General features: G+C 55.8%; 15 protein-coding genes and 1 tRNA gene. 6 read left to right on the top strand and 10 right to left on the bottom strand.

Features of this window, described 5'->3' with window-relative positions:
• Positions 1 to 12: 12 nt before the first annotated feature.
• The 8 genes from rfaE1 to GXP58_04440 are packed head-to-tail and all read right to left on the bottom strand — an operon-like array spanning position 13 to position 10,386.
• A complete protein-coding gene (gene rfaE1 / locus GXP58_04475) occupies positions 13 to 1,521 on the bottom strand; it encodes a D-glycero-beta-D-manno-heptose-7-phosphate kinase (protein ID NOY52858.1) in 1,509 nt (502 codons plus the stop codon).
• Positions 1,522 to 1,579: 58 nt separating this feature from the next.
• Positions 1,580 to 2,527, bottom strand: a complete 948-nt coding sequence (locus GXP58_04470; protein NOY52857.1) for a hypothetical protein — start codon at positions 2,525 to 2,527, stop codon at positions 1,580 to 1,582.
• A gap of 11 nt (positions 2,528 to 2,538) precedes the next feature.
• Positions 2,539 to 3,312, bottom strand: a complete 774-nt coding sequence (gene lpxA, locus GXP58_04465; protein NOY52856.1) for an acyl-ACP--UDP-N-acetylglucosamine O-acyltransferase — start codon at positions 3,310 to 3,312, stop codon at positions 2,539 to 2,541.
• A gap of 23 nt (positions 3,313 to 3,335) precedes the next feature.
• Positions 3,336 to 3,767 (bottom strand): 3-hydroxyacyl-ACP dehydratase FabZ, encoded by a 432-nt coding sequence (gene fabZ / locus GXP58_04460; GenBank protein NOY52855.1) that lies wholly within the window; start codon positions 3,765 to 3,767, stop codon positions 3,336 to 3,338.
• Entirely contained in the window at positions 3,764 to 4,849 is a 1,086-nt protein-coding gene (lpxD, locus tag GXP58_04455) for a UDP-3-O-(3-hydroxymyristoyl)glucosamine N-acyltransferase (GenBank protein ID NOY52854.1), read from the bottom strand. Before lpxD ends, fabZ begins: the two co-directional genes overlap by 4 nt.
• Positions 4,849 to 5,376: an OmpH family outer membrane protein gene (locus tag GXP58_04450; GenBank protein ID NOY52853.1), complete on the bottom strand. Its 528-nt coding sequence runs from the start codon at positions 5,374 to 5,376 to the stop codon at positions 4,849 to 4,851. Before GXP58_04450 ends, lpxD begins: the two co-directional genes overlap by 1 nt.
• 20 nt (positions 5,377 to 5,396) lie before the next feature.
• Positions 5,397 to 7,820 (bottom strand): outer membrane protein assembly factor BamA, encoded by a 2,424-nt coding sequence (gene bamA / locus GXP58_04445; protein ID NOY52852.1) that lies wholly within the window; start codon positions 7,818 to 7,820, stop codon positions 5,397 to 5,399.
• A complete protein-coding gene (locus tag GXP58_04440) occupies positions 7,810 to 10,386 on the bottom strand; it encodes a hypothetical protein (protein NOY52851.1) in 2,577 nt (858 codons plus the stop codon). Before GXP58_04440 ends, bamA begins: the two co-directional genes overlap by 11 nt.
• A gap of 189 nt (positions 10,387 to 10,575) precedes the next feature.
• On the opposite strand from GXP58_04440, the gene bamD reads away from it, so the two are divergent.
• Genes bamD through GXP58_04425 form a run of 3 tightly spaced genes read left to right on the top strand, consistent with a single transcriptional unit; the run spans position 10,576 to position 13,581 of the window.
• A complete protein-coding gene (gene bamD, locus GXP58_04435) occupies positions 10,576 to 11,574 on the top strand; it encodes an outer membrane protein assembly factor BamD (GenBank protein NOY52850.1) in 999 nt (332 codons plus the stop codon).
• Between the two features lie 10 nt (positions 11,575 to 11,584).
• Positions 11,585 to 12,235: a bifunctional precorrin-2 dehydrogenase/sirohydrochlorin ferrochelatase gene (locus GXP58_04430; GenBank protein ID NOY52849.1), complete on the top strand. Its 651-nt coding sequence runs from the start codon at positions 11,585 to 11,587 to the stop codon at positions 12,233 to 12,235.
• Between the two features lie 2 nt (positions 12,236 to 12,237).
• Positions 12,238 to 13,581 (top strand): Do family serine endopeptidase, encoded by a 1,344-nt coding sequence (locus GXP58_04425; protein NOY52848.1) that lies wholly within the window; start codon positions 12,238 to 12,240, stop codon positions 13,579 to 13,581.
• A 113-nt stretch (positions 13,582 to 13,694) separates the two neighbouring features.
• On the opposite strand, the gene GXP58_04420 is transcribed toward GXP58_04425, so the two are convergent.
• Positions 13,695 to 15,428: a hypothetical protein gene (locus tag GXP58_04420; GenBank protein ID NOY52847.1), complete on the bottom strand. Its 1,734-nt coding sequence runs from the start codon at positions 15,426 to 15,428 to the stop codon at positions 13,695 to 13,697.
• Positions 15,429 to 15,847: 419 nt separating this feature from the next.
• Here GXP58_04420 and GXP58_04415 point away from each other — a divergent pair, with 419 nt between their 5' ends.
• From GXP58_04415 to GXP58_04405, 3 genes are all read left to right on the top strand, one after another.
• On the top strand, positions 15,848 to 16,828 hold the full coding sequence (locus GXP58_04415) for an ABC transporter permease (GenBank protein ID NOY52846.1): 981 nt from the start codon (positions 15,848 to 15,850) through the stop codon (positions 16,826 to 16,828).
• On the top strand, positions 16,825 to 17,682 hold the full coding sequence (locus GXP58_04410) for an ABC transporter permease (protein NOY52845.1): 858 nt from the start codon (positions 16,825 to 16,827) through the stop codon (positions 17,680 to 17,682). The genes GXP58_04415 and GXP58_04410 overlap by 4 nt, the downstream gene beginning before the upstream one ends.
• Before the next feature lie 61 nt (positions 17,683 to 17,743).
• Positions 17,744 to 17,830: transfer RNA gene (locus GXP58_04405), tRNA-Leu, on the top strand.
• 64 nt (positions 17,831 to 17,894) lie between these two features.
• On the opposite strand, the gene GXP58_04400 is transcribed toward GXP58_04405, so the two are convergent.
• On the bottom strand, positions 17,895 to 18,232 hold a 338-nt coding region (locus tag GXP58_04400), incomplete at its 5' end, for a tyrosine-type recombinase/integrase (protein ID NOY52844.1).

Here is an 18,232-nt window from a genome sequence, read left to right as displayed (position 1 = left end):
TGTCCTGTCCGGTTACAAAAAGTTTTTCGGGCGTTTTTGTCCCTTTGCGCCTTGCTCTTTCCCGTAGCGTTCCACGATCCGTTCCACCAGACCGCTCGTGGATTTTCCCCGGACGATAGGGATCAGGGCAACCCTTCCTCCGGCGGCCTCCACCAAGTTGCCGCCGACGACCTCGGATTTCTTGTAGTCTCCGCCTTTGACGAGGACGTCGGGTTGTAACTCCCGGATCAGTTTGAGCGGAGTCCGTTCCTCGAAGATCACGACATAATCAATGCAGTCGAGGGCGGCCAGGATCAGCGCCCGTTCCTCCTGGGAGATGAGCGGACGAAGTTTCCCCTTCAGTTTTCGTACCGAGTCGTCACTGTTCAGTCCCAACACCAGCAGGTCCCCCAGGGCACGGGCCTCCTGGAGGTATCGGATATGCCCCACATGGAGGAGATCGAAGCAGCCGTTGGTAAAGATCACCTTCTTGCCGAGTGCTTTTTTCCGCCGGATCTCCTCTTTCAGTTCCACAAAGGAGAAAATCTTTCCGGTCCGGTCCCCACCGGCCCCCATTGCATGGTCGAGGATCTCCCGGGGGGCGACGTGAGCGGTACCAACCTTTCCGACAACGACCCCGGCGGCGAGATTGGCGATTTCGGCGGCCTCTTTCAGCGAATAGCCCGCGGCTGCCACGAGCGTTAATGCGGCGATTACCGTATCCCCGGCGCCGCTGACATCAAAGACCTCCCGCGCTGCGGTTGAGAGAAAGGTAAACCGATTCCGTTCCCGCAGGGCCATGCCGTCTCCCCCGAGGGTGATCAGGCAGGCCGGGCTGTGAAGGACTCTCTGTAATTGCTCTGCCGCCTCCCGGATCTCCGATCTCTTCGCCAGGATTCTTCCCGTTGCTTCCTCCGCCTCCCTGCGGTTGGGGGTCAGGCAGGTGATGCCCCGGTACTTTTTAAAATCTTTCCCTTTCGGATCGGCGGTGATGATCTTTCCCTCTTTCGCAGCGTTTCTGATCGTCTCCGTCAAGATCTTCTCCGTGAGGATCCCTTTCCCGTAGTCTGAGAGGATCACGGCATCACAGAGCGGAATCTGTTTTTTCAGATAGGCAAGGAGACGTTGTTCCGTCTCCGGCCGGAGCGGGGTCCGATCTTCCCGATCGATCCGAAGGAGCTGCTGATTCCGGCCCATGATTCGTGTCTTCGTCGAGGTGGGCCGCGTCCGGTCGGTGATCATTCCCTGGATACGGACCCCCTGTTTGCGCAGCCGTTCCCGGAGGAGGTCGCCTTTCGCGTCCTTTCCGACAACGCTCCCCAGATAGACCCTGGCCCCCAGGCCGACAAGATTCGCGACCACGTTGGCGCCGCCGCCGGGGACGGTGTTCTCCGAATGGACATCGACGACCTGGATCGGGGCTTCCGGTGAAATCCTGTCAATTTGCCCCCAGACATACTCATCCACCATGACGTCACCGACGACGAGGATCTTCCGGTTCCTGATCTTCCCGAGGATTTCCCGGATCCGCTCTTGATTCATACCGTTCCCCTCACCACGATTCTGTTTTTTTGTTGCAGACGGACTTTTTGCGAATTCGTCATTTTAATTTTTCCACGATTGCCCGCGCCAGCAGCGGAATCATGATTTCATGGTGCCCGGTGATGGCATAGCCCTGCCCGCAGCCGAGGGTCGGGCGGCGGACCACATTCTCCCGGGGGCGGTAGTGCTGAATCATGTCAAAATTGACCGTGACAAAATCACTCAGGTCGTGTCCAAGATTCCGGGCGATACTGACGGCCTTGAGAAAGACCTCCGGCATGACGACTGCCGATCCGACATTGAGGAAGACTCCCCCCTGTCCCAGATCGGCGACGACGGAACAGAAGATCCTGAAATCCCGGAAAGTGGCTTCCCCCATGATCCTGCCGTCCATCCCGGGGTGCATGTGGATGATATCGGTCCCGATGGAGACATGGACCGTTGCGGGGACCTTCCGTTCGGCGGCGGCGGCCAGGACGCTGTATTGCCGGAAGGGGGTCTTCCGGTCAAGGATATACCGGCCCAGTGATTCACCGTATCCCCAGCCCTCCCGGTCGCCTGCAGCCAACGCTTCATGAATTCCCCGCCCGGTTTCGTCGGCCATGCCGAAGTGCCCCGTTTTCAGTTCTTGCGCCACATCTTCGGAACTGCCGCCCTGGAAGGAAATCTCATAGTCGTGAATACTTGCGGAACCGTTTAACGCCAGGGCCGTGATGATCCCCCGGTTTATCAGGTCGATGAGGAGCGGCGCCAGTCCGCATTTGATCACGTGGCCGCCCATGGCCAGCAGAACCGGACGTTTCCGTCTGTGTGCATCGACGACCGCCTCGACGACGGCCTTGAAGTCCCGTGCGGCCAGGATGTCCGGGAGGGACTCCAGGAAATTATTGAACCCTGCTCCCGGCTTTTGAGGCTGAGCGAAGGCCTTCACGTTGACCTTGTTCTTCCGTTGTTCAATCGGGTAGGTGGTGATTTTCTTTAAATCGATGGGAGAATATTTTTTCATGGTTGTTCATCCTATCGGCAGAAACCCCGTTCGGAATGCTGAAGAAAGTCGAGCAGTTCCCGGACCTCCGGAAGCTTCGCCACCTCCTGTTCAACCCGTGCCCGGGCCTCCTCGAAGAGGAGGGCGGATCGAAAGAGGATCCGGTAGGCCTTTTTCAGTTCCCGCACTGTCTCCTCCGGAAATTCGTGGCGCTTGAGCCCTATGGTGTTCAGCCCGTGCAGGGTCGCCCGGTTCCCCGTGGCGTTACAGAAGGGGGGGACATCCTTGGGGACGGCGGAGGCCCCGCCGACAATGGCATGCCGTCCGATCCGGACAAACTGGTGAATGGCTGAGATCCCGCCGATGATGGCGTGGTCGTCGATGGTGATATGACCGGCCAGGGTGGCGGCGTTCGCCAGTACGACATGGTGGCCGATCCGGCAGTCGTGTGCGACGTGGCAATAGGCCATGAAAAAATTGTTGTCGCCGATGACGGTCTCTCCTCCGCCGTGTTCCGTGCCCCGATTTACGGTAATGAATTCCCGGAAGACGTTGTTCTTCCCGATCTTCAGGTTCGAGGCCTCCCCTTTGAACTTCAGGTCCTGCGGCGGTTCCCCGATGGAGGAGAAGGGATAAAAGGCGCACCCTTCGCCGATTTCGGTCCATCCGTCAATACTGACGTGGGACTTGATCTTTGTTCCGGCTCCGATGGTAACGTGTTCCCCGATCGTGCAGAAGGGGCCGATCTCTACTTTTTTACCGATCTTTGCTCCGGGATGGACGAGGGTTGTCGGATGTATCTTCATGGGGTGACCTTTTTTCGGGATGTTCATTTATCGGTGATGGTTGCCGTCAGCAGTGCCTCGGCGACTTTTTTGTCTTCCACATAGGCACGGCCTTCCAACTTCATGATGGGGACCCGGATCTTGATGACTTCCAGTTCCATCCGAAGCTGGTCCCCCGGCACCACGGGATGACGGAACCTGGCCCGGTCGATGCTCATGAAATAGATGACCTTTGAGGCCGGGTCGTCCACCATCTGCATGGAGAGCACCCCGGCGGTCTGGGCCATGGCTTCGATGATCAGGACCCCCGGCATGATCGGATGACCGGGGAAATGGCCCTGAAAAAAAGGTTCATTATGGGTGACGTTTTTCAGACCGACAATCCGTTTTCCGGCTTCCATTTCTACGATCCGGTCGACCAGCAGGAAGGGATACCGGTGTGGAAGATACTCCATGATTTTGTTGATGTCCATCATCTTCTATATCCTCCTTCTTTTGAAGATCCGGGGGCCTCCCTCCTCGTAGCTTCGAGTTCCCGGATCCGTTCTTCCAGTTTCCTTACCGCCTTCCGGATCGTCGGCAGGTGCTCAAAGCTGCTTGCCGCTTTCAGCCACTTTTGATGGTCAATTACCGGCAGGCCGCTGACCCGTTTCTTGGGCGCCAGGTTCCGCGTGATCCCGGACTGTGCTCCGACCGTGACCTCATCCCCGATCGTCAGGTGACCCGCCACACCGACCTGTCCGGCGAGGGTGACATGATTTCCGATCTTCGTGCTGCCGGAAATGCCGACCTGTGAGACGATGATCGAATTTTCTCCGATCTCCACATTGTGGGCGATCATGACGAGATTGTCGATCTTTGTTCCCCGGCGGATGATGGTGTCTCCTAATGCGCCGCGGTCGATGGTCGAATTGGCGCCGATCTCCACATCATCTTCAAGGACGACCCCGCCGGTTTGGGGGATTTTGTAATATTCATTACCGTCCGGGGCGAAACCGAACCCGTCGCTGCCGATGACCACTCCGCAATGGAGGATGACCCTTTTCCCGATCCGGCAATTCTCCCGCACGGAGACGTTGGAATAGAAACGTGTATCGTCGCCGATAATGCTGTTGTCGCCGATGACGACCCCGGAATGGAGGGTGACTCGATCCCCTACGGTCACGTGATTGCCCAGGACCACTCGGGGATGAATGGAGAGATCCTTGCCCAGCCGGCACCGAACTCCCTGCATCAGGTCGGAACTCACCCCGAGGGGGGCGGGTCTTTCTCCCTGCATCAGTGTCGCGATCTTCGCGAAGGCGAGATAGGGGTTTGGACTCCGAATTGCAGCGATCCGTACAGGAACGTCCGGCGGCAGGATCACGGCCGAGGCCTTTGTCCGTTCCAGTTCCGGCAGGTATTTCGGGTTGGCCAGAAAGGCCAACTCCCCGGTCCCCGCATCCTTCAGAGAATTCAGGCCCGAGATTTCGAGGGTCCCGTCTCCCTCCAGATGACCGCCGGCCTGCGAGGCCAGTTCGGAGAGACGCCAGGTTTTGTGGTGCCCTTTCCCGGACATTATTTGTTCCTCTTATCGTATTCCGAGATCACTTCTTCGGTAATGTCGACCGAGGGGGAGCAGCAAACCACACCTCCTGAGGATCGTTCGAGGATGGCGGTATAACCCTTCTCTTTTCTGATCTCCTGAACGATTTTTGTCAGGTCCTTCATGATCGCCTGCATCAGGCTGTTTCCTTTTCGCTGAAATTCATCTTTCTTGTCGTCGGCGTAACGCTTCAGGTCTTTGAGCTTTTGGCGGAGTTCCTCTTCTTTTTGTGTCCGGGCATCGGCGTTCATGAGGGCCTTTTTTTTCTCCAGGTCCTGCTGCATCTTTGCCAGGTCCTCCCGTTTTTTTTCGATCTCCTGCTCTTGCGCTTTGATCTTGTCCTGTAAATTGTCGTTCATCTTTCGGATGACCGTTGATTCTTCAAAGACCTTCTGGAAATCAACGATCCCGATTTGATTTTCCTTGGCCGAGGCCGGCCGGAAAGAGATCAGCAGGAAAGAAAGGATCAGTATTGCCATCAGGGGGGTTTTTGCTTTCATAAAAGACTCCTTGGGTAAGGTTAAAAGGTCGTTCCCATGCTGAACTGAATTGTCTCAACGTTATCAAAGGCTTCCGGGTTCATTGCCTTTGCCCATACCAGCTTGATCGGTCCCGCCGGAGAGCGCCAGGAGATGCCGATTCCGTAGCTTCGCTTCCATTGATTGCCGTCGGTGATGTTCGGGCTTCGTACCGCTTCGGTGGTGTCGACGAAACCGTCTCCATCGGTGTCGATCTCCCGGTAGGATGAGATGACCGTCCGGGTGACGGGGTCATAGACTTTTCCGATATCGAAGAAGAGAAAGCCCTTCAGTCCCGCCGAAGGTGCGACGGGGAAATAGATCTCGGAGTTGGACAGGAGCATCTTTCTGCCGCCGATGAGGCTGCCGAAAAAGTTCCTCGGGCCCAGGCTCCGGTACTGATACCCCCGCAGCGATTCGATCCCTCCCAGATAATAAAGTTCGGATACGGGGATCTCCTTTGCGCTGCTCGCTTTGATATAACCAACCTCTCCGTTTTCGGAGAAGGTGATTTTTCCGGGGCCCTTGATGAAGATCCGGTCGGCAAGATAGTACTTGTTGAATTTTGCGTTGCCGATGAGTCCGGCGAGTTTTGCGGAGGCCCGGGCCAGGTAGCCCCGGGTCGGGTCCATGATGTTGTCGACGGTGTTTCGCTTCCAGCCCAGAGTGATGTCGGAGACCGACTGTCCCTGGATCAGGTTTGCGTTGTATCCCTGGTCGACATTGTTGTAATGGATGTCTTCGTAGTTGATGCCGATCGATCCCCGGCTGTACTCATCGAGGGCGCGGCCGAACGTCATGCCGCCGCCCAGGGTTTCTTCCCGGAAGGAGTCGTAATCGGAGATGTTCTTATAGAGGTTGAACCCGAGACTGACCTCCCGGTCATAGAGCCAGGGCTCCACAAATCGGAGGTTAAAACTGCTGTCCTTTCCGCCGAGGACGGCGGAGATGTTGACCTCCCGCCCGGTGCCGAAGATGTTTTTCTGCTGCACATCGAAAGATCCGATCAGCCCCTGGGTGGAACTGGCGCCGATCCCGAAACTCAAGGAGCCGGTCTGTTGTTCTTTAACCAGGACGTTAAGATCAACCACCTGCCGGCCGGGCCGTCGATTGGTCCGGATCTGCACGTCCTTGAAAAAACCGGTATTCCGGATGCGAACCTTGCTTCGATCTATCTTGGCAATATTGTACCGGTCTCCTTCATTGAAGCGGAGTTCCCGTCGGATCACGTTGTCCCGGGTCCGAACGTTTCCCAGGATATTGACCTCGCCGATGTAGACCCGCTGTCCCTCATCGATATCCCAGGTAAGGTCCACGGTCCGGGTCTCCCGGTGAAGATTGGTCAGGGGAGTTCCGTTGGCAAAGGCGTACCCCTTTTTTCCATAGAGATGAGCAATGATGGAAATATCCTTCCGGATCTTCTCGCTGCTGAAGATCTCTCCTTTCTTCGAGGAGAGGGAGGAAGCCAGGATCTCACTGGAGATGGCATTATTTCCCTCAAAACGGACCTTCCCGATCTTGTACTGCTTTCCTTCATGGATGGGGATTGTCACGACAATCTTGCTCTTGCCCCACCCCCATCCCTCGAACCATTCGTAGAATCGGTCATGTGTGCGTCTTTTCGGTTTTTTGAAGGAGATCTCCGGTTCTCCCACCTTGACCTCAAGGTAGCCGTGGCTGTAGTAGAAATCCTTGATCCGGGCCAGGTCGATATTGAGTGTCTCCCGTTTATAGACCCCGGCGGAACTGATAAAGGAAAGCATCCAGTGTTCCTTGGTTTCCATGGCCTTTTTCTTGATCTCTCCGGGCTTGAGCTGCTTGCTCCCCTTCAGGATGATCTCGCCGATGATGACCTTTTTCCCTTCGCTGATCTTGTAGTGGAGTTTTTTGTTTTTATTCCGGTCATCTTTTGCCGTTGCCTGAATCTTTGCAAAGTAAAAACCTTCGTCACGGTACAGTTTCCGGATGGCCTCTCGGTCACGTTTGATCTGCCGGAGATCATAGGGAGAGCCGATCCGTGCCTTGAGGACATCCCGGATTTTTCCCTCTTCCAATTCCTTGTTTCCCTTGATCGTAATCTCAGAGATGATCGGTTTCTCCTTGACCCGGAAGATTAGCCGGATTCCGTCTTTGACCGGTTCGCTTTCTACCTGCACGTTCTCGAAATATCCCCCCATGCCATAGATTGCCCGGATATCTTTCCGGATGGTTTCCATGGAGAGCGATTCCCCCTTTTTCGATTGGATACGGCTGAGGAGTGTTCCGCTATCAATCCTTCGGTTGCCCACAATCTCGATCTTCCGGATGATCGGGGCGGCCTCGGTGGCACTGCAGATTGCCAGCAGACAAACGAAAGCCGGCAACAGCCAGGCAAGCCGCCGGTGCCATGCCCGGAATCGAGCGTCTATGTTGATATTACTTTTCAACGGCGGACCATCGCTTTCGAATTTTCATGAACAGGGCCAACAGCGGAGAAAAGAAGAGTATCGTGTCGGGTAGCGAAGAGGATATGGCGGCTTCTGGCCTTCTCCGCAGGGCACATCCTCCTCCGCTTCCCGGATCTCCATGGTCAAGGAGCGGGAGGTCGATGACCAGAATGAAACTGCCCATGCCGGTCGTCCGGAAGGAGACCTGTTGATGGACGGCGGCGATGGTTTTTGTCTCCAGCGATGTAACAGCGTTGCCGACCGGCGGCGCAGCCGTGACTTCTTCCCAGGTGTTCCCGTTCAGATGAAAGACCCGGGCCGTATCGGTATCGTAACCCGCCAGGACGGGCAGGGTTACGGTGGCCGTTCCGTTCAACGTTCCCTGTTCCAGGGAAAACTCGGCGAGCGGCATGGGGTAGTTGAACGTGATCGGGAGCGAGGGATAAGATGCCGTTGATTTGGAGATCGTGACCCGGGTATCTTCGCTCAGCGCACCGGCCGGGAAGGTGATGCTTGCACCGAACAGGCTGTAGATCGGATCGCTCAGCACGACCGGTGGTTCGATCAGGGGCACCGTCCCCCCCGTGGCGGCCGGGATCCAGGCGACAGACTGGGCGATCACCTGTCCCGTGCTGCTTGTGCCTGTGATGTCGGCAGGCGTGTCGACGCTGAAGATGGAGGTGCTGCTGTAACTCCCGCTTGTATTCCCTGTAAGGGCATTTCCGGAATTGGTTACTGTGGGAGCGCTCGTCGCCTCCATCCCGTATCCGCCGTTCTGGGTAATCGTGTTATCCGTCAGGGTGGTCGAGGCGTTGCCGGTCAGTCGTATTCCACTTCCGGCATTCCCCGAGAGGGTATCCCGATTCAGGATGATCCCGGTGCCGTTGCCGGCCACCGTGATGCCGGTTCCGTAGTTGCCGGAGAGGGACGTATTGTCGATGTCGAGGGAAGACACCCCGTCTCCCTGGACTACGATTCCGGCGGTCTCGCTCCTGGAAACCGACGTCCCACGGATCTCGATGTTGCGGCTGTTGTCGATGATGATGCCGCCGCTTCCGGTGAGGGTAACGGAGGCGTTATTCATGAGTACGTCATCCGTTCCATCCTGTAAATCCTCCACCTTGATGCCGTATCCGACGGTCATCGGATCAGTCACGCTGAAAGTGACCCCGTTGAGGACTGCTTTCGTCTTCGTTCCCGCCGTTCCGCCGGAAGCGGCTGCGTCGGAGATCAGGATCCCGTTGGTACAGTTCTTTAATGTAACCTTCGTAAGATTGACATCGGTCACGGATGTAGCATCCCCGAGAATTTCAACGGCGGTCGTTGCATCCGAAATGGTGAAACCGGTCAGTGTGGCGCCCGTAACCCCGCTGACGGTAATCGTCCCATCGATCGTCGTGAAAGCCGTACCGGCGCCGATCAGGGTGATCGCCTTGTTGATTGTGAGATCTTCCACATAGGGGGTCGTACTTGCGGGGATATAGATACGTTCGCCGGCGGATGCGTTGTCTATTGCCGCCTGGATTGTGGTTGTGACTGCTGTGAAATTCAGGGAGGGTGTGGATGCGGCATCACGGGGATCGCTGCCGTAGGTGATCTCGGCTGCGTCGGTATAGCCGTCCCCGTCAGTATCGAAGGAGCCGGCATCGGTCTCGCTGCCGTCCCGGACCCCGTCTGTGTTGATATCCTCCACGGAATCCCTGAGCCCGTCGGAGTCGGAATCAGTGGAGAGCGGGTCGGCATCGTTTTTGTCGCTGATCCCGTCCCCGTCGGAATCGACCTCGTCGGGCCGGGTCCCGGCGGTGAATTCATCGGCGTTGGAAAGCCCGTCGCCGTCATCGTCTCCGGTGCCGCCGCCGGTGAGGTTGTAGAACGATTCGAAGCGGTCGATCAGGCCGTTGCCGTCGGCATCGGAGGGGTTTTCCGAGAAGAGGATCGAGGTCCCTTCTGCGATTTGCGTTACATCCGCCGGGGTCAGGCCTACTAATCCGTCGCCGTTTTCGATCCCTATGGTGACGGTTGTACTGTCGATCCCTTCCCCTCCCTCGAGGGTCTTGTACTGAAAGAGGATGTCGCCGTTGTCCTCGTAGAGGACGACCTCGAATGAGCGAATACCCCCCTTATCTTTCAGCGGGACATTGAGCCATTCCACGGCAAGATAGCGGCTCCCCGTTGTCCCGCCCTGGAGATAATGGATGCTTCCGCCGGAAGAGGGATCGAGATCGGCGGAAAAGGGGGCGATCACGGCATTCGGAGCGGTGGGGTCGGGAACGGCCGGGAGTTTCGTTGTTGTGTCGAGGCCGGTGGTTTCCGTCGGAAAGCCGATTGTTCCGTTGGAACCGATGATGATCTGTGTGTGGGATGTGCCGTAATAGTTGAAGGTAAAGCCGAGATCGACCGGATCACTGGCGGCGTTGTCTCCAAGCGTGATTTCGGTCCCGCCGGAGGCCGTATCAATATAATTGAAGGTCTTGAAAGGATCTGTAACCTGAGTGTATTGTGCGCCTGCTGCCGCCTGGGCGTGCAGGAAAAGGCCCAGAAGGAAAAAGAAAATGGAGAACCGCAAAGATACCCCCCGGAGAATCGTTGGACGTCTCTCGAAAAAGATCACGAAATGAACCTGAGAAAAATAGGATATCCGTCTTGAAAAGTCAATCAATATCCTCTTTTTTTCTTGACTTTCTCAGGGGGAGCGTGTATACACACCCTGTGTAACATATTGAAAATAAATATGTTTTTTGGAGATAATGCAGCGATGAATCACAATCTTTCCTTCCGGCGGGCTGTCCTGTTTCTGTTGCTCCTGACTTTTCTGGTGGTGGCGGGATGTTTCTGGAAGAAGAAAACTCTGAAAAAACCTCCCACGGCCAGGGAGCTCTATCGTCAAGGGATTAATCTTGAAAAGAAGGAGAGATACGAAGAGGCCCGGAAGATTTTCAACAAGGTGAAGGTCATGGGGACGAAGAGCGACCTTGAACTTCTTGCCCAGATCGCCGTGGCGGACAGTTACTTTGAAGAGAAGGAATATGAAGCTGCCCGGACTCTTTATAAGGAGATGTTCAAGCTTCACTCTGGTGGACCCGTGGCCGATTATCTTCTCTACAGGACCGGGGAATGTCATTTCTGGCAGATCGATACCATCGATCGGGACCCGACCCATGCCAAAGAGGCGCTGAAGGTCTTCAATCGGCTGTTGCAGGATTTTCCGAAGAGTGAATACCTTGCACAGGCCCGGTTGCGGATTAAGTCGATCCAGACATTTCTGGCGGAGAATGAATTTTTTATTGGTGAGTTTTATCTCCGGAAAAACGCACTTTTTGCGGCGGTCAACCGCTTCAAGGAGGCGCTGGACCGCTATCCCGATTCCGGGATCAATGATCAGCTTCTTTTTTATCTTTACAAGGCATACCGGGACCTGAAGGATGAGGAGCATGCCGAGGAGTATCGGAAGCTTCTCTTTGAACAGTATCCCAACAGCGAATACATTCCCTCCGTTCGAAAGCTGGAACAGCAGGGGACGAAGACCTCCTGTGTGGAAAAGCGTGCGGCGGAGTGTGCCGACAGGCCTCTTGTCTCTACGGGACTGGCGGGGACCTATCAGGGGAAGGACCGGGATGCACGGGCTCGCCGGCTCCTGCTCCTGCAGGCCCGGAGCTCGGACGATCAATGCCGGGCAACGTCGGGTAAGACGGGATCAGAAGAGAAGGAAGTCCTGTTGAAGCGTTCTTTCCTTGACAAGATCATCCCCTGGTAGACACGCTGAAATGAATTCCTATTATCCACTTTTTCTGAATCTGGAACAGATGCCCGTCCTCGTGATCGGCGGCGGGCCGGTGGCGGAACGGAAGGTGCGGGTGCTTCTGCGTTATGGCGCAAAGGTCCGCCTCGTAAGCCCCGCTTTGACGAAGGGACTGGAGTGCCTTGTCGAGGCCCGGCGGATTGCCTGCCGAAGGAGGTCTTTCCGTTCTTCGGACATGGACCGGGTTCGTCTTGCCTTCTGCGCGACCGATGATGACCGTCTCCATCGGAGGGCTGTGAGGGAAGGGAAAAAGCGAGGGGTGCTGCTGAATGTCGTTGATGTTCCGGAACTGTGCGATTTTATTGTCCCCTCCGTTATCCGGCGGGGAGATCTGACCGTGGCGGTTTCTACCGGGGGGGCCAGTCCCGCCCTGGCGAAAAAAATCCGTCGGGAGCTTGCGGTTCGTTTCGGTCCGGAGTACGGACGGTTTCTGAAGCTGCTCAAAGGAATTCGGCCGCAGATCCTGGAGGCCGTGGGTGACGGCAAGAGGCGCTCCCGCCTCTTTCGGAAACTGGCGGACTCGCAGGCCCTTGCCCTGTTGCGGAAGGGGCGCACAAAAGAGGCACGGGAGGAGATTGCGGTGATCCTGAAAAAACATGGTGTGGAGGAGAGGTGAAATTGAAAAGGAAATATTTTCTCTGGATCACGATTCTGTTTGTTCTTTTCCACCCCCCTCTTTCCGCCGCCCATGCTCCCTATTCCAGGCGGAATGCCGTGGTGGAGGCGGTAGAGAAGAGTTCGGCGGCGGTTGTGAATGTCAGTAGCGAGCAGATTCATGAAACACGCGCCACCCCCTTCAACTTCGGCGCTTCTTCTCCTTTTTTTGACGATTTTTTCCGTGATTTCTATGAATCCTTGGGACCCCGGGAGTACAAGACACAGAGTCTCGGTTCGGGGGTCATCATCTCCTCCAAGGGTTATATTCTGACCAACGAACATGTGGTCGACCGGGCTACGGCGATTCGGGTCCGACTGGCGGACAAGACGGAATACCGGGCGACCCTCGTCGGTTCCGATCCCAAGTCGGACATCGCCGTTCTCCGGATCAAAGCAGACAAGCCCCTCCCATATATCCATATGGGCCGTTCCGACGATCTCATGATCGGGGAGACGGTGATTGCCATCGGGAACCCTTTCGGCCTTTCCCATTCCGTGACCACCGGCGTGATCAGCGCCTTGAACCGGTCGATCCGGACGAAAAACCGTCTTTACCAGGATTTCATCCAGACTGATGCCTCCATTAATCCGGGCAACAGCGGGGGGCCGCTTCTCAATATCAACGGGCAACTCATCGGCATCAACACGGCGATCTACCGGAAGGCCGAGGGGATCGGGTTCGCCATTCCCATCGGGCGGGCCCGGCGGATTTATGAAGATCTCCTGGCCTTCGGGCGGGTCCACAAACCCTGGCTCGGAATTTTTCTGCAGGACCTGACACCGCAACTGGTCCGATACTTCAATCTTCCCGAAGGGAAGGGGATCCTGATCTCCCGGGTGATCAGGAACAGCCCCGCCGATCGGGCCGGACTTCGGGAAGGGGACATCCTGATTCGAATCGGGGACCACGAAGTGGAGGATCGGGAATCCTATCTGACGCTGATTGAAGGATACCGGGTGAATGACAAGATACCCCTCCGGTATCTTCGGAATGGGAAGATGAAAAGGGCCACTGTAAAAGGGAGTTCGGTTACCCCGGAACGGGCGCTGTCGATCTCGCGTGAATGGCTCGGGCTCGATGTGGCCGAAGGTGCGGAAGGCGTGGTTCTCAAAAAGGTCGGCCGGCATTCCGAAGCGTACAGAATCGGGCTTCGTCCGGGTGATCTCATTCGGCAGGTGAACAGTATTCCCGTCAGTTCTTTAAAGGATTATCAGGAGGCCATGGAACAGGTATTGAATGCAGAGAATGTAGTACTGATGGTGGTCCGGGACGGGGTAGGGTATTCCGTGACCTTGTCGCCCTGAGAGAAAAGACAAAAGACCGGGGCAAAGTCACAAAAAACAATCCACCACAGCGGACACGGGAAATCACGAGGAAGACAAGCGGAAGCCGCCATCATGGTGAAACGGCCGGACCTTCAAGTGTTTCTGAAATGTGTCAGCATCTCCTTGAGGGTGGTGTTTTCATCCTGCAGGGAATTGATTGAGGCCTCCAGCTCCGCGGCGATGGCGATCCGTTCCTGCGTTGATTTCCGGATATTGTGGATGGTATTTACGCTCTGGTTATTTCCGGTTTCGCTATGCTCCAGGGTGTTTTCGAGCGTTTGGATTTGCTCCATGATCTTCTCCATGGAGGTGCTGACCTGTTCTGTCCCGGTTGTCTGTTCCTTCATCGCATTCTTGAGTTGGTGTCCGAGGCTGTTGATCTGTTCCGAGGTATCCTGAATCTGGATACTCCCTTCTTTCTGGTCATTGATGGCACGGGAAATTCTCTCGAGCATCGTGTTGGCCTTGTCAACGGATTCCCGGACAAAGGAGACCCCCTTTGACTGTTCCACGGTGGTCTGCTCAATTTTCTGGGCCATCTGTGCTGCCTCCCGGGAATTTTCGAGGATCTTGTTGAGTGCGTTGCCTGCCTCAAGGGCGAGGTCTTTCCCCTTTTCCGCTTTCTCTTTCCCTTCCTGGATGGCCCCCACGGCGTCTCTTGCTTCGTCCTGGACGGCATTGACGATTCGTTTGATCTCTTTGGTGGAATCTCCCGTCCGGTCGGCCAGGGCCTTGATCTCATTGGCGACGACGGCAAACCCTTTCCCGTTTTCCCCCGCCTGCGCCGCCAGAATAGAGGCATTCAGAGAGAGAAGTTCCGTCTGCTCCGAGACTTCGTTGATGACCGTGAGGATACGACCGATATCTTCGGAGCGCTCAAAGAGCCGGTTCACAATGGTCGCTGATTTTTCCACGGCATTCTGGATTTCTTCCATTCCATTGATGGTGTCCACGACCGACATCATCCCCATATCTGAAGCGTTGTCTGCGACCTGCTCGGCCACCCGTACGGAATCTTTGGCAAGACCGGCGACCTCCTGGATGCTCATGTCGATTTCCGTGATGGTGGAGACGAGTTCCTCCGAGGAAGAGGAGAGGACCTCTGCGCCTTCGCTGATTTCCTTGAGAGAAGCGGTCATTTCTCCGATCGATGCTGCGTTCTCTTCCACCGATTCGGAAAGCTGCAACGTGCTTTCCTGGATCCGGTGGGTGGAAGTGGTGACCTGCAGGGTGGCGGACGAGATCTCCTGCGCTGAATCGGAGAGGCTCTCCACAATCCGGGAAATTTCCAGGCAGGAGGTTGCCATAGTCTTCAGCGTACCGTAGACTGATTCGAGTGCCTCCGCTTCCTTCCGGGCGCCGCGGCCCAACTTCCGAGCGTTGGAAGAGGTGGTTTCGGACATCATGGAAAGGGCCTGAGTCGTATGAAGGATATTTTTCAGGACATTCTGAAGGTGCGTTGAGATGTTCTGGACCGACCGGGAAAGCTCCTTGATCTCGGTCAGTTCCGTATGAGTCTCCCAGGTATTCAGGTTGCCTGCCTCTATTTTTTGCACGGCGATCAGCACGTCCTGGAGAGGTGTGGAAATCTTTTTTCGGATTCTCCAGCTTGCCATGGGCAGGGTTACGGCCAGGGAGAGGCCCCCCCAGAGGAATACCTGCTTCACTGTTTCCAGGGTGATCAGGATCGACTGTGCCCGGGAGATGGAATAGAGAATCGGAAGGGATGCAGCAATGAGAGTGATGCCGACGACACTCAGCAGCAGGCGGGAAATCGTACTGTTCAGACCTTTTGCAAAAATATGATTTGAAACCGATTGCTCCACGCAGGTTCCTCCTTCACACGAGTTAAGGGGAGCGGCTCCTCATCCCATTCTGTCCATGCCTGTCTGTGATTATGATCGTTACATATAAATTACATCACAGCTTTTGAGTTCTGTAAACATATTTTTCACTTGAACCGGACGCAGGGTTTGCATTAAGGTTCTCAGTAACTACTCAGGTCACCCCTATTTTTCCGCATGACTGGTTACGCCTTCGGCGTGCCCCGCCCCGCCTTAGATTTATCTTTGCCGCTTTCAGCGGCTCTGATGAATAAGGGATCTTGGGGTGTTGCGGTGCTCAAATCCTCAACGTATGAAAAATACGCCGAAGGTGTCCGCGCTCCTCACGCCTTGTCCTGCGGGAAAATAGAAGCAACCTGAGCAGTTACGGTTCTCAGAAGAAAAGAGGAGAGACAACACTGATGGCAATATTCCTGCTGAAACGCATTCTCCTGCTGGTGCCGATGCTCTTTGGAATCACCGTAATCACCTTTCTGGTGATTCACCTGGCGCCGGGGAGTCCGACCGATGCCATGACCGAACTGAACCCGAAGGCCTCGGCTCAGGCCAGGGAAAATCTCAGGAAAATCTACGGACTGGACAAACCCCTCCCGATCCAGTATCTGCACTGGGTCCGGCGTCTTTCGGTGATGGATCTCGGCCGGTCGTTTACCGACGGAAGAGAGGTTCTCGTCAAAATTCGGGAACGCCTTCCCATTACAATCCTGATCAATGTCTGCTCGATGATCCTGATCCTGGTGGTAGCCGTGCCGATCGGGATCCTCTCCGCCGTGAAGCAGTATTCCTTCTTTGACAAGGCGACAACGGTTCTCGTCTTTGTCGGTTTTGCTATGCCGACCTTCTGGCTGGCTCTGCTGCTGATGATTCTCTTCGGGGTCTTTCTCGGCTGGCTCCCCATCTCCGGGCTCCAGTCGATGCACGCCGATCAGCTCACCTTCTGGCCCCTTTTCTGGGACCGGGCACGCCACCTGGTTCTGCCGATCTTCGTGAGCAGCTTTGCCGGGCTGGCGGGATATTCTCGCTACATGCGTTCCAGCATGCTTGAGGTGGTCCGCCAGGATTATATCCGGACGGCCCGGGCCAAGGGATTGCCCGAGCGGTCGGTTATTTACAAGCATGCCTTCCGGAATGCCCTCATGTCAACGATCACGATCCTCGGGCTGGCCATCCCCGGCCTGATCGGGGGGAGTGCCATCTTCGAGCAGATCTTCGCGATTCCCGGAATGGGGAAACTCTTCCTCGATGCCACATGGGCCCGGGACTATCCGGTCGTCATGGGGATTCTCGTGATCGGTGCTTTGCTGACCCTCTTCGGAAATCTGGTCGCCGATATCGCCTATGCTCTGGCCGATCCGAGGATACGTGTGGAGGAGGCGAAATGAAAGAGAGTGCATCTTATCTACAGATCGTCGGGCGCCGATTCCGGAAGAACCGGCTGGCCGTGGCCGGTTTGGTGATTATCTGTATCCTTTTCGTTTTTGCTCTCTTTGCTCCTTTGCTGGCTCGTTATGATCCCGCCCGGATCGATGTGAATAATATCCTGAGTCCTCCGTCTGTCGCCCACTGGATGGGGACGGATGAATCGGGCCGGGATGTGATGAGCCGGATGATTTATGGGGCCCGGGTCTCCATGCTGGTCGGGTTCGTTGCGGTAGGGATCGCTACCCTGCTCGGCATCTTCTTCGGAGCGGTTGCCGGCTATTACGGGGGGAAGGTCGATGCCGTAATTATGCGCTTTGTCGACATCATGCTCTGCTTTCCCACCTTCTTCCTGATTCTGGCGGTCATTGCCGTGCTGGAACCGAGCCTGATGAATATCATGGTCATTATCGGTGTCACCGGCTGGATGGGTGTGGCCCGTCTCGTCCGGGCGGAATTTCTCGCGCTCAAAGAGCAGGAATTCGTCCAGGCGGCCCGGGCCTTCGGCGCCTCCGATTTTCGGATCATCTTCCGTCATCTCCTTCCCAACGCCATGGCCCCCGTTCTGGTCTCTGCCACCTTTGGCATTGCCGGTGCCATCCTTACGGAGTCGGCACTGAGTTTCTTCGGTCTCGGTGTTCAGCCCCCCACCCCGAGTTGGGGGAATATTCTCAGTTCCGGCTATAAGTATATCGACTTCGCTCACTGGCTTTCCATTTTTCCCGGGCTTGCCATCCTCATTACGGCGCTTGGCTACAATCTTCTCGGCGAGGGGTTACGGGATGCCCTTGACCCGAGGTTGAAGACGGAAAAGTAAAGGATTTTTTCTTGACAACCACTACAGGCATGTTTAAAATATGAAGCTATTTTTGGAAGATGCCGAAGTGGTGGAACCGGTAGACACGCTGTCTTGAGGGGGCAGTGAGGGAAACCTCGTACGAGTTCGAGTCTCGTCTTCGGCACCAATAAAATCAATAGTTTAGGGCACCTCAAAGGATTCTTGCAAAAACCGGTTTTCCCCTTCCGTACTTATTCCGTACTTGTTTTATTTGCGGGGAACTCCAAAACCTTCTTTCCCGGATTCTCGATGTTGTTCAGGAGTGCCACGGCCGCCTGCTTATGTTTCGGGGAAAGGTGGGAATATCGCATCACCATATCAAGGGTCTTGTGGCCTAACAGTTCCGCCAGGGTCCGGAGATCGACCCCGGCCATAGCACAATGAGAAGCGAAGGTATGCCGTAATGTGTGAGGGGTGAACCGCTCAACTCCGGATTCCTTGCAGGCCTTCTCGATATAGTAACGGATCTTCCACCAACTCTCTGCACTATCCCCCCCGAAGTAGAGTACCCAGGGGTGTTCTTCCTTGA

Source organism: Deltaproteobacteria bacterium (assembly GCA_013151235.1).
Taxonomy (GTDB): domain Bacteria; phylum CG2-30-53-67; class CG2-30-53-67; order CG2-30-53-67; family CG2-30-53-67; genus JAADIO01.
The sequence above is the reverse complement of the archived record's forward strand: the minus strand, read 5'-3'. Positions and strand labels throughout refer to the sequence as shown.